Source organism: Argonema galeatum A003/A1 (assembly GCF_023333595.1).
Taxonomy (GTDB): Bacteria; Cyanobacteriota; Cyanobacteriia; order Cyanobacteriales; family Aerosakkonemataceae; genus Argonema; species Argonema galeatum.
Map to the genome: position 1 here is coordinate 138,456 of NZ_JAIQZM010000003.1, position 11,986 is coordinate 150,441.

An 11,986-nucleotide genomic window follows, 5' to 3' on the forward strand; every position below is an offset into this window, starting at 1 on the left:
GAGTGGGGGAGTGGGAGAGTGGGGGAGTGGGAGAGTGGGGGAGTGGGAGAAAAAGCACTGTACCTCATCCGATCGCTTGGACGCTATAATCATCCCCAGTCTATTAGATCTCTCCAAAAAAGAATGTAGAGACGTTGCATGCAACGTCTCTACAAGGGTTCTAGGTAATGCACCTTTAATTTTTGGAGATGTCTATTGATGGCGCGGGGTGGCTATAGCAAAACCCACTGTACGGGAATCGTCGATACAGTGTATATTTTTTTATCTAGATATTGACTTACAACGCAAAGTTTGCTTTCATCATATAGACTATTTAGTTTGGCGGCAACTCTAATGGAATCGAACCCAACAAACCTTTGCGAAAATCATTCAACAGTTGCCGTGCAGCACGTTCCGTATCACCTTGATGTTTTTCGTTAGCTAAAGTCAACAAATAATCCTCACCAGTTACATTTGTAGCGTCTAATCCATAACGCGATCGCAAAGGAGATTTCGGTAAGAAATTCCCGGCTGTAGCTTCCAGATATGTCAGCAACTCCACAAACTCAGCGGCTATTTGCTGATTGTTGTAAGAAGCCTCACCGATATCATCGCAAATAGCTAACTTAATCGCCGCGTCCCGATCGTCCAACTTAGCGGGAATCACCCCAGGTGCATCCAATAATTCAATCTCTTCAGAAATTCTCACCCAACGCAATTGCTTCGTCACACCCGCACGACGGGCACTTTCCACCACCCTTTTCCCCAACAAGCGATTAATCAGGGCTGACTTGCCTACATTGGGAAAGCCGATCGCAACTGCACGGACTGGACGGGGAAGCATACCGCGATCGGACCTTCTTTGATTCACCCCTAACCCAGCCGCCTGCGCCGCCAGCGTCACAGCAGCCGTCCCCTTACCGTGTTGTGCATCCGTAAAATATGGGGTTTCCCCTTCCCTTCTAAACCAATCAATCCACAATTGCCGCACTTGAGGAGGAATCATATCGACGCGGTTGAGAACCAATACCCTCATCTTGCTACCAGTCCACTGGGAAACTAGGGGATGCTGGGTTACCAGGGGAATGCGGGCATCCCGCACTTCCAGCACCACATCCACCAATTTCAGCTGTTCTTTTAGTGCCTTTTCAGCTTTGGCAATGTGTCCGGGATACCATTGAATTGGAGGAGAAGTCATTAGTTATTACTTAGGGGGGGGAAACAGAAAATCTTTACTCGTTCAATCTTCGATTCAGCTACCTCTACAGTGATTGTTTCAACGTTAAAACCTTCCAAGCTGTAACCTTCTTCTTGATCTTCTGGCATGGGGTAATGCTCAACAATAGTCGCCACATCACCTTTTTTCAGATCGTACTTAGGGATGTCTTCGCGCAATACTACTTGTGTGAATAGATTGAATTTAATAGTTTTTTTTAACCTCTTGCTAATCGGATACTAAGGTGACAAACTTGGTGTCGAAGGAGGGTTCTTTCGTGTCAATTATGCTGTTGGGACACGGCATAATTAAATTTTTCATAAAACCGATATATTTATGATGCCGTGTCCCAACAAAAGTGTTCAAATTGAACATTAGCATAATAACTCCGAAAGACCCGTTAAAACTCAGACGTACCATGTCGTTTTATATTCCCCTCAGTATCTAAAGATAAACTAAGGCACAATCAACACTGGGCATGGAGACAGGTTAATTACGCGATTAGTCACGCTTTCGGCAACTCCATCTTCGGTCAAACCCAGTCCTCGGCAACCCATCACGATTAAATCGGCTTCTATTTCGTCAGCGACATCGCAGATAGTGAAAGCAGGATTGCCTTCGCGTTCGAGGGCTTCGGCTTGAATTCCTTGCTCAGCAAACAGGGACTGGGCCGTTTTGAGCAGTTGTGCTACGGCGTCTGGGGAGGTCATCGCATCCGGGTGGGCAGAGGCCCCCTCGTCTGGCGGTGGTTCTAGAACGGACAGCAAGATCAAGCGACTGCCGTACTTTTTCACGACCTCAACAACTACATCCGCCGCTTCGCGGGCTTCTCGACTTTGATCGACGGGGAACAAAACTGTATTGAACATTGCACCTACCTGCTGATCCCTGACTCCTGTAAAATGTGGACTGCGTAGAGAGAACGGACGACCGGTGGCACGCAGATTCTGTGAAACAAAGTGATTAGGAGGTTTTTTCGGTGTCCAAAAAAACTGTAGCAAATTTGTCGTCGTCAGACTTAGCTGGAAAACGGGTCTTGGTTCGGGCGGACTTTAACGTACCGCTGGATGACGCAGGCAACATTACGGATGATACTCGCATTCGGGCTGCTTTGCCCACAATTAACGATTTGACTGGTAAGGGAGCTAAAGTAATTCTGTGCAGCCACTTCGGGCGTCCCAAGGGTGTGGATGAGAAATATCGCCTGACGCCTGTTGCCAAACGCCTCTCGGAGTTGCTGGGTCAGGAAGTTGTCAAAACTGATGACTGCATCGGCGATGAGGCTGCTGCTAAAGTAGGGGCGATGCAAAACGGTCAAGTGCTGTTGCTGGAAAATGTCCGCTTCCACCCGGAAGAGGAGAAGAATGACCCGGAATTCGCGAAAAAATTGGCTGCAAATGCAGATTTGTATGTCAATGATGCTTTTGGGACTGCTCACCGCGCTCATGCTTCTACGGAAGGCGTAACCAAGTATCTTAGTCCTTCTGTGGCTGGGTATTTGATTGAGAAGGAATTGCAATATCTGCAAAATGCGATCGAAAATCCCAAGCGTCCTCTAGCTGCAATTATCGGTGGCTCTAAGGTTTCTAGTAAGATTGGTGTGATCGAAACGCTATTGGATAAGTGCGATAAGTTGATCATCGGTGGCGGTATGATCTTCACTTTCTACAAGGCTCGCGGCCTCAACGTGGGTAAGTCGCTGGTGGAAGAAGATAAACTGGAACTGGCGAAGACTCTGGAAGCTAAGGCGAAAGAGCGGGGCGTGCAGTTGCTGTTACCTACGGATGTGGTGGTTGCGGATAAGTTTGCTGCTGATGCTGAATCTCAAATTGTCAGCGTGGAAAATATTCCCGATGGTTGGATGGGTTTGGATATTGGCCCCGATTCGGTGAAAACTTTCCAGTCAGCGCTGGCTGATTGCAAGTCGGTTCTGTGGAATGGGCCGATGGGTGTGTTTGAGTTTGATAAGTTTGCGGCTGGTACGGAAGCGATCGCACGCACTCTCGCCGATCTTACCAAGAACGGCACTGATACCATCATCGGCGGCGGCGACTCTGTTGCTGCTGTGGAAAAAGTGGGTGTGGCGGAACAAATGAGCCACATTTCCACAGGCGGCGGTGCTAGTCTGGAGTTGCTTGAAGGTAAGGTGTTACCGGGTATTGCAGCGCTGGATGAAGCTTAATTTCGGTTAGTTTTGGGGTGGGCAATCCCCACTCCAAATTTGATATAAGAAAATCAAGCTGAATGACTGCCTGAAGTACCCCAACTATGGCAATTCTTGAAGCGGATTGTGAAGAAACCATTTTTAGTTTCCCAATATGGCCAAATTACCGGATGAACTAAATGAAACGATATGGAGTTTGAAGCGGCAGTTATTGGATATTGCCGATCGAGCCAAAGCAGCGGAGTTTATTGTTTTAGAACGTTTTGGCGAAACGGATAGAACTATTTCCTACCTGGATGAACTTCAGAGTGTTGCCGAACAAGGAATAGAACGATTTTCGCAGTTTTCTAGCATCCAAATCCGGATCGCTAATGCCCAACTTAACGTTTTTCCTGATATCCTAGAGCTAGTGAATCGTGTTGTTGTGAATACTCAAGAAAGAATTCCAGCTCTAGAACGCAGTATCCAAGAAATTAAGACTGAATGGAGGCTACCATGAATGACCAGCCGTATATGCCAAGCAAAGAAGTAGATAAACGACTACTAGACAATTTGCGTCGCGCTCGTCTGGAAATGGAAGAAGTGGGTTTACAACTCGAAGAAGTCATTGCTAAGTTAGACGACGATATTCGCAAAAAACGATTGAGACGGGTGCGGCGATCGCTAAATCGGATTGATTGAGTAATGCTGAGGATGTTCAGGATGTGAGGCTATGTTCCAAGTTTCAAGATTGAAGAAATCGCTGAAACGATCGCGCCGTCGCTTCTATGAATTTTTGGGAAGCGATCGCTATTCTAAAGCTGGGAAAGGCGAACTCGATCTAAAATTAGCAAAATATCTCCCAACTCAAGGTTTTTTTATCGAAGTTGGGGCTAATGATGGTTTTTCGGAAAGCAACACTTATTATTTGGAACGCTTTAAAAATTGGACGGGAATTTTAATTGAACCCATTCCCGAACTTTATCGAGAGTGCGTAAAAGAACGTCCCAAATCAAAAGTTTTTAATTGTGCTTTGGTGTCTTCTGACTATTCATCGGCTACCGTGGAAATGAACTACGGAAACCTCATGTCCTTAGTCAAAGGGTCTTTTAAATCTTCCCAGTCAGAAGCGGGTCATTTAGAAATGGCGAAAAAATATTATGACATCACACCTTATGTAGTTGAAGTGCCAGCTAGAACGCTGACAGATCTACTAGATGAAGTAAAAGTTACAGAGATAGATTTCTTTTCTCTAGATGTGGAAGGTTTTGAACTAAATGTATTAAAAGGTTTGGATTTCAACAAATATCAACCCAATTATATATTAATAGAGTGTTTAGATGACCAAGCCCTAGAAGAAATAGAAGCGTACATATCAAATTTATATGACTGCGTTGAGAAATTATCTAAATACGATTACCTCTATAGAAATAAACGTTTAGGCGATAATGATTGATATTATATAGAATAAGTAGGTGGGCGTAAATAAACTGAACTCCCAGAAACCCGGTTTCTTGGAGAAACCGGGTTTCTAAGGGCCAGGAGTTTTACGTTTAATTATGCCTACCTACTTAGCAGGGTTTTTATATCAAATGTTCTGGCGCAAATTCTTAGCATTACCAATCATCCTAGCTGCGATCGGCATTCCAGTTAAAGCTTCCGCCGTTCCAGCCGAAATTTTTACCCCTTACTTAAATGCGATCGGCAATAGCGTCCCACCGGGTTGGAAAATGCGCTTGCCATCTCGAATTCTTCTCGGTGGTCCCGCTGACGAAGATTTCATCAGCGAACTGACTGTGCGCGTTTTTCCTTCCACAACTCCAGCGGGATTAACTGTTGGCTTGTTTAGTTGCGATTCTGGTGGCTTTCCCTGTTTGGTAGGCAGCTTTTCGGTAGCTAGCCAAAGTTCCGCCAACGCGCAGCGAGAATTTATACAACACCAAGCCGCAGCGCAAGCCATCACCTTGGCAAGAGGAATTAAAGGATATCTGCTAGAGGGAAAAAAGCAAAGTCCGCCCAATACCTTTTCATCGGTAATGTGGCAACAGGATGGGATGATTTACACAGTTAGTTTTTTAGCCGAAGAACGCCAAAATATTCTTTTTATGGCTTATTCAATGGCGAACGAATCACCGATTCGCTGACACCAACGCCGTGTAGGATAATGTTCGGGTGGCAGCAGAGGCGGCGAGCCAAAGATACTGAAGTTATGGATTAAGATAATGACAAAGTGAAAAATTTTAAATGTTCACCCTCAATTTTTAAGACATCATCTAAGCTTCCTTGTAATTTCAATTGCCCTTCTTCCATATAAATAATATCATTTGCTCTCTGATTTACGCTGGGACGATGACTAATGAGAATTGTTGTTTTTCCTTGACGCGATTCTAATAGTTTATCTAAGAGTTTGGCTTCACTAATAGGGTCTAATCCGGCAGTAGATTCATCTAAAATAAGAACAGATGGATCGTTGGCAATGGCTCTGGCAATTGCTAATCTTTGCCGCTGACCACCTGATAAGTTAGTACCAAATTCTCCTAATACTGTCAAGTATTTTTCAGGAAGTTTATCAAGAAACCGATCTGCTTCGGCAATTTGACCTGGAGGGGTGACAACAATGGGTCAACCCCTTACTGCGTGCGGGGTTGACCCATTGTTGTCAAAAAAAAATCGGGATGCTATTCTCAAGAAGACCTACCCAATTGAAAAAAATGAATTTACTACCTAAATTTTACACCCAATACCTAGAAACGCAACTAAAAAGAGCCGAGTTTTTAATTTTATCTATGTTGGTTGTCATGTTACAACAGTATCGAAGCGTAAAATTAGAAGAATTGGCCGGTCAATTTCCCCAGAAAATTCTATTTGAAAGTCGCCGTAAGAAGTTACAAAGATTTCTCTCGCTACCACACCTAACAGTAGAAAAAATTTGGTGGCCACTGTTCAGTTATTGGTTAACCAATAATTTTGAATCAACCTCAGTATTATATATCGCGATTGACCGCACGCAATGGGGTTTAATTAATTTAATAGTCGTCAGTTTAATTTATGAGAAAAGAGCCATCCCTATCTATTTTGAAATTCTGCCTAAATTAGGTAATACAAATAGCTCAAAACAAATAGCAGTACTCTCTAAAGTATTGCCGTTATTAAAGAATTATCAAAAAGTGGTATTAGGGGATAGAGAATTTTGTGCTGTAGACCTCGCTCAATGGTTAAGAAGTCAAGCCCAGACATGGTTTTGCCTACGGTTACGACGAAATGAATATATTAAAAGCGCCGATCTGGTCTGGGTACAATTACAGAATTTAGGTGTAATTCCAGGGATTTCAATTTACTTAGAAGGCGTTAAATTAACGAAAAGTAAAGGGTTTGTTCAAGCTAATATTGCGGCAAAATGGAAACACAACTATCGCTGTCGTTCAGCCGAAGAAGCTTGGTTTATTTTGACAAATTTCTCAAATTTAAAAATGGCTTTATCAGCTTACCAAAAACGGTTTGGCATTGAAGAAATGTTCCGAGATTATAAAAAAGGTGGCTATAATCTAGAATTAACAGGTGTGACTGGTGACCGCTTAATTGCCTTAATCATATTGATTACTTTAGCTTACACCAGTGCAATTATGTCTGGAGAGAAAATCAAAAATAAGGGAGTAGTTAAATATGTAGGCCGGGTGAAAGAAAAACGTAGGACTCAGCGCCGACATAGTAACTTTTATATTGGTATTCACGGCTATTCTTGGGTAGAATCTCTTACTTTTTTCCATGAACTAACTGCTCAATTGATGTCTTTGAGTCCTCATAAACGACCTTATTATCAGCGAGGTCGAAGGGCTAAAATGCTTATCCAGTCTACTTTTGAGCTATAGTTGTCGCCCCTTCAGCTGTATTAAAGTTTATTTTACGGAAAGCAAGGTTATTGACTGATTTGTAAAATTAGTCTTTTAATTTGTTGAAAAGGGCAGCAACCGCCGCCAAATTCTAGATCGCTTGGCAAATTTATCATGAAAGAATTAAAGCCGATCGCAATTCCCAACGCAACTACCCTAACTCATTCAAATTCCGTCTGGTGATGCCTTGGTAGGTTCGGGAGTGGGTTCGGGGGGTTCGGTAGGTTCGGGAGTAGGTGTTTCAGTAGGTTCGGGGGTGGGTGAAGGAGTCGGCGCGGTCGGTTCGGGAGTGGGTGTGGTCGGTTCGGGAGTGAGTGAAGGAGAAGGCGTAGGAGGTGGTGATGCAGGTGGTTCAGGTTCGGGAGGAGGCGCGGGATTTTCAGCTGTGAGGTTAAGTTGATAATCAACTGGCTTTGATGCCTTGGAGACAATTACAAATTCGTAGAAACCTTTTGAAGGAAGCGTTCCCGACCAATTTCGCTTGGTAGAATCTTCGAGTAGGGCTTTTTGGTCGTTCGTAGGCGGATAAACTGAGAAGAGGATTTGCGAGTCTGCTTGCAGATTTACCTTCATCTGTTGAAGGGCGGCGAGTCCGGCGATGTAGGCTTTACCTTCTCCTGGTTTAAGTGTACCGCTGACGCGATCGCCAATTGCACCTTTAGGAAATACAATTCTTTGTAGAGCGGTGCCGTTTACCACAGCGTTGACTTTATCAAATGCGATCGCACTCCAAACTTGACCGATGGGCCGATCGATAAATTTCTTACCCTCTTGTTCGGGGAAGCGATAAAAGAATTCCCCATCAACTAAATCGTAAAGTGCGCGACTGCTGAGGTTTCGGTCATTCACTTGCGCCTTCCAACGATTGCGATCGCTTGCAGTGTAACTTCCCAAACCACTGCGAGACTCCGCACTCAAAAACGTCAGCTTACCCAACCATTCATCACCTACTTTATCCCACTGTGTCCGCAATTGTTCGTCTTTTGGATCGTCGCTGAGACTTTTTCCCCGCAGACTGGGATTTTTGTCCCAAAATGACTGATTTACGAGGTTAACGTAGAAATTGTAGTCAATGCCAAGAGACTGGCGACGCCTACGCAAAGCTTCCTTGCGATCGCTTTCTGCTTTAGAAAACTGTGGCGGTGGAGGTGGTTCTGGATCTTTAGTGGGAGAGACAACGGGTTTTTCTATTGGATTAGGCGAAGGTTTTTTCCCTATTGTCGGTAATATCTTACTACCGACAACCCAGCCGATCGCACCTGCAATCCCAACCAACACACATATAAGCACAACTTTGCCCAAAAGACCGTCCGATCTAGAAACTGGACTTGTAACTGGGTTAGCTGGTGGAGTGGCAACAGGTTTGGGCGGTGCCACTGCTACAGTAGCTTCTGTACTTGCCACTTGTGGGGTAGGCGGGACGCCCGCCAAAGGCTGAGTAGGAGGAAAGTAGGGCGTTGCTGGAGAGAGAACTTGCCGCACTTCGCGGGCGGATTGGTAGCGATCGCCCGGTCGATTAGCCAACATTTTATCTAATATTGCACCGAAACTGGAACTCAGATTAACTTGCTGTCGCCAGTTCCAAGTCATATTGTGGGCATCGATTAATTGTTGCGGTTCCTTACCAGTCAACAACACCAAAACCGTTGCTGCCAAAGCGTACAAATCGCTGTGAGGATAAACCACCCCAACTTGCATTTGTTCATTTGGCGCATATCCAATTTTGCCTAACCGAGTCGCAAAAGAAGGAGTACCACCAGATGCCGTCTGAGTAAATTCAGATTCTGCATTAGCTGCCACTTGCTTAACGCCGCCAAAGTCAATCAGTATGGGTAGCAAGTCAGAATTCCGCAACATCAGATTATCTGGGGAAATATCGCGGTGAATTACACCTATGGAGTGGATATACTCCAACACCGGCAGAATTTGCACCATTAGCTGAGTGACTTCTGCCTCATTAAATCGCAGTCCTTGACGTTTTCGGGCATCTAACAAAGCGCGGTAAGTTTCCCCTTCCACGTAGTCTTGCACCAAAAACAGGTGTCCTTCTTCCTCCACCTTGACGCGGAACAGTTCTCGAAAACGTGGGATTTGCGGATGTTGCAGCTTGTAGAGGACGCCAGCTTCCCGTTCAAACAGTTCTGAAGCTTTTTGCAGTGCGTAAGTACCGCGAACCTGGGGGGCAAATTCCTTGAGGACGCAAACTTCCTCGAAACGGTTGCTATCTTTCGCCAGATAGGTGCGTCCGAAACCACCATGTCCGAGTTCGCGTACAATGCGGTAGCGATCGCCCAGCAGCACTCCTCCATAAATACCCTTAGCGGCAGATTGATTCAGCTTTTCGCCGCACTGTTGACAAAACAGATTGCTGCCAGTGTTTTCGTGTCCTTTACTGCAATAAACAGACGTCATATCAATATTAATGGGTTTTTGGATTGATAATCCTGGTGCCACCTGCTCCAGGTTAACCTACCCAGACGCTGGCTGTTGAAGTGAGAATGCGATCGTTTCCGATTGCAGCGCAACCCTCCCCCTGATATCGTGAAAAGAAAATCCTCTCCAAAAGGCAGTTGTTGCAATGGCGTTAACCGCTTCCACCATGTTGGCATTGGGAACAAAAGCACCCGATTTCCAGCTACCAGATGCAGTATCTGGTGAAATGATATCACTTGCCACCTTTAGCTATAAGAAAGCGCTACTGGTAATGTTTATCTGCCAGCACTGTCCGTTTGTCAAGCATATTCAGGCAGAATTAGCGCAACTGGGAAAAGATTATCAAGCACAAAGTGTCGGAATAGTTGCTATCAGCGCCAACGATATCGTAAATTACCCCAACGATGCACCCGAAAAGCTGAAGGAGATGGCTGTTGAGTTGGGTTTCACCTTTCCCTTCTGCTACGATGAGAGCCAAGAGACTGCCAAGGCATACACGGCGGCTTGTACGCCAGACTTTTTTCTCTTCGATGCTAACAGGCAATTAGTTTACCGGGGTCAGTTGGATGAGAGTCGCCCAAGTAACGGAATTGCGGTTACGGGGAAAGATTTGCGATCGGCCCTAGATACAACTTTAGCCGATCGACCCATTACCCAAGACCAAAAACCCAGCATCGGCTGCAATATCAAATGGAAACCCGGTAACCAACCAATCTAGATATTGTAAGCTGAGGAGCATTTAAATTTTTAAGTCAAGTTTGATGAAATTCTTGTGGGGAGGGGGCAAGGGGCAAGGCGTCCCGCCCGCCCAAAAAATACAATTTAGATGCCCAACAGCTTACCTCAATCCAGCTTACTGCCTAACAACCCGTTTTCCTAGAGAGAGCGGGTTTTCAGCTTTTTTGATAAGTTGTCATTAGTCATTGGGGTCAGTTTGGGCTACCCACTACCCCTCTATTTAGCTCAAAGAGGCACTGCCATGAAATCCCAACAGTTTTTTATAATTATATTGATAGCCTTGGGTGCAATCACTGGTTCGACTTTAGCAGCTATTTCTTATCTCAACAACAGAGAATCTGTACCTAATGACCAAAGTTCATTACCCGAATCGACTGCTAATTCGTTACCACCAAATCCTACTTCCGATTTAGAATTAAATACACCCACCGAGCCAAATTCATCTCCTGAACCTAATCCGAATGCCTTTTCGCAATTCCGATTACGTCTTTTGGATGCAACTAAACGGCGCGATGCTAATTTTATTCGCAACATTGTCACTACCAAAACCAGATTTAGTTTTGACGGGTCAATTAATCTGGATGCTTATAATATCGACGACACGCAATCTCTTTTCTGGCAATACATGGAAAAAGCAATTAGCACAGGCTGTACAATCGAACCAGATACACAACTTCCCGAACAAGAACTTGGTTCCGATATATGGGTTTGTCCAATTACTTCCGGCAAACCAATTTATGATTTTGGTTGGCAAGAACAAATGGGAATTTTAGGAGAAAGTGTTAATGTTCGTTCTGAACCAGGTACTGGTGCTTCTATAGTGACCGTGCTTTCTAAAGAACTCGTAAAATTTGATGCCGAAATTTTCAATAAACTGCCACAGCGGTTGCAAGAAGAGGCAAATTCTCCTGATGGTTGGACGCCTGTTGTGCTAAAAAATGGTAAGAAAGGATGGGTTCAGAACCGCTTTGTTTATCATGAACCAAGAGATTATCGAGTCAGTTTTATTCGCTCTAATGGAGAGTGGCAAATAAATTATTTTTTGCGTGGAAATGGCAATTAATAGTAGCATTTTATAGTTTAGACAAAAGACCCACTCTAGAGCGCCGGTCAAGTATTCTTTGTGGGCGGTAAGAAACCCGGTTTCTGGCATTATATCGTGTCCGGTTGCATCGGTAGTGTAAGAGTGATACGGGAAATTGTCTGTTGTCATCGTGGGTTAAATTTTTACCGCAGATGTAGGCGTTAGCGAAGCGATTCAAGGGTAGCGAATTAGCCTTCCCGTAGGGTAGACAGATAAACGCAGATAAACGCAGATAAGAAAGCGATTTTTTTAAGCAATCGATGCGTAAGGACATGATAAGCTGAGGCGCATTTAAATTTTTAAGTCAAGTTTGATGAAATTCTTGTGGGGAGGGGGCAAGGGGCAAGGCGTCCCGCCCGCCCAAAAAATACAATTTAGATGCGGAACAGCTTATTACTTGACCGGCGCTTTAGAAAGATCCGTAGGGGCTGGACACTTCATCATAACTTTATATTAAAGGTGGTTTTTTTAAAGATTATTTGAAGCTGGTAGTAACTACGTAT

The 11,986-nt window shown here is 44.6% G+C and carries 13 protein-coding genes; 8 read left to right on the forward strand and 5 right to left on the reverse strand.

What is annotated here, in order from left to right; all coding sequences use genetic code 11:
• Window positions 1-313: 313 nt before the first annotated feature.
• The 3 genes from ylqF to LAY41_RS05430 form a co-directional block, all read right to left on the reverse strand.
• Window positions 314-1,177 (reverse strand): ribosome biogenesis GTPase YlqF, encoded by an 864-nt coding sequence (gene ylqF / locus LAY41_RS05420; protein WP_249094973.1) that lies wholly within the window; start codon window positions 1,175-1,177, stop codon window positions 314-316.
• Window positions 1,177-1,428 (reverse strand): DUF4926 domain-containing protein, encoded by a 252-nt coding sequence (locus LAY41_RS05425; RefSeq protein ID WP_338022940.1) that lies wholly within the window; start codon window positions 1,426-1,428, stop codon window positions 1,177-1,179. Before LAY41_RS05425 ends, ylqF begins: the two co-directional genes overlap by 1 nt.
• A gap of 222 nt (window positions 1,429-1,650) precedes the next feature.
• Window positions 1,651-2,064: a universal stress protein gene (locus LAY41_RS05430; RefSeq protein ID WP_249094977.1), complete on the reverse strand. Its 414-nt coding sequence runs from the start codon at window positions 2,062-2,064 to the stop codon at window positions 1,651-1,653.
• Between the two features lie 110 nt (window positions 2,065-2,174).
• Here LAY41_RS05430 and LAY41_RS05435 point away from each other — a divergent pair, with 110 nt between their 5' ends.
• From LAY41_RS05435 to LAY41_RS05455, 5 genes are all read left to right on the forward strand, one after another.
• Window positions 2,175-3,377 carry a phosphoglycerate kinase gene (locus LAY41_RS05435; RefSeq protein ID WP_249094980.1) on the forward strand — a complete coding sequence of 401 codons (1,203 nt, stop codon included), beginning with the start codon at window positions 2,175-2,177 and terminating at the stop codon, window positions 3,375-3,377.
• Window positions 3,378-3,513: 136 nt separating this feature from the next.
• Entirely contained in the window at window positions 3,514-3,858 is a 345-nt protein-coding gene (locus tag LAY41_RS05440; RefSeq protein WP_249094982.1) for a hypothetical protein, read from the forward strand.
• Window positions 3,855-4,040, forward strand: coding sequence for a hypothetical protein (locus LAY41_RS05445; protein ID WP_249095003.1), 186 nt, complete (start codon window positions 3,855-3,857; stop codon window positions 4,038-4,040). The genes LAY41_RS05440 and LAY41_RS05445 overlap by 4 nt, the downstream gene beginning before the upstream one ends.
• Window positions 4,041-4,071: 31 nt before the next feature.
• Window positions 4,072-4,794, forward strand: coding sequence for an FkbM family methyltransferase (locus LAY41_RS05450; protein ID WP_249095007.1), 723 nt, complete (start codon window positions 4,072-4,074; stop codon window positions 4,792-4,794).
• 103 nt (window positions 4,795-4,897) lie between these two features.
• Entirely contained in the window at window positions 4,898-5,482 is a 585-nt protein-coding gene (locus tag LAY41_RS05455; protein WP_249095009.1) for a hypothetical protein, read from the forward strand.
• Window positions 5,483-5,552: 70 nt separating this feature from the next.
• On the opposite strand, the gene LAY41_RS05460 is transcribed toward LAY41_RS05455, so the two are convergent.
• The gene (locus tag LAY41_RS05460; RefSeq protein WP_338022941.1) at window positions 5,553-5,957 is read right to left on the reverse strand and encodes an ATP-binding cassette domain-containing protein; all 405 of its coding nucleotides are present in this window, start codon (window positions 5,955-5,957) and stop codon (window positions 5,553-5,555) included.
• 92 nt (window positions 5,958-6,049) lie between these two features.
• On the opposite strand from LAY41_RS05460, the gene LAY41_RS05465 reads away from it, so the two are divergent.
• Entirely contained in the window at window positions 6,050-7,207 is a 1,158-nt protein-coding gene (locus LAY41_RS05465) for an IS4 family transposase (RefSeq protein ID WP_249095011.1), read from the forward strand.
• Window positions 7,208-7,393: 186 nt separating this feature from the next.
• Here LAY41_RS05465 and LAY41_RS05470 read toward each other — a convergent pair whose 3' ends face one another.
• On the reverse strand, window positions 7,394-9,640 hold the full coding sequence (locus tag LAY41_RS05470) for a protein kinase domain-containing protein (RefSeq protein WP_249095013.1): 2,247 nt from the start codon (window positions 9,638-9,640) through the stop codon (window positions 7,394-7,396).
• 166 nt (window positions 9,641-9,806) lie between these two features.
• Here LAY41_RS05470 and LAY41_RS05475 point away from each other — a divergent pair, with 166 nt between their 5' ends.
• Together LAY41_RS05475 and LAY41_RS05480 are read left to right on the forward strand one after the other, a co-directional pair.
• The gene (locus LAY41_RS05475; RefSeq protein WP_249095016.1) at window positions 9,807-10,379 is read left to right on the forward strand and encodes a thioredoxin family protein; all 573 of its coding nucleotides are present in this window, start codon (window positions 9,807-9,809) and stop codon (window positions 10,377-10,379) included.
• Between the two features lie 261 nt (window positions 10,380-10,640).
• Window positions 10,641-11,462, forward strand: coding sequence for an SH3 domain-containing protein (locus tag LAY41_RS05480; RefSeq protein ID WP_249095017.1), 822 nt, complete (start codon window positions 10,641-10,643; stop codon window positions 11,460-11,462).
• Window positions 11,463-11,986: the final 524 nt, after the last annotated feature.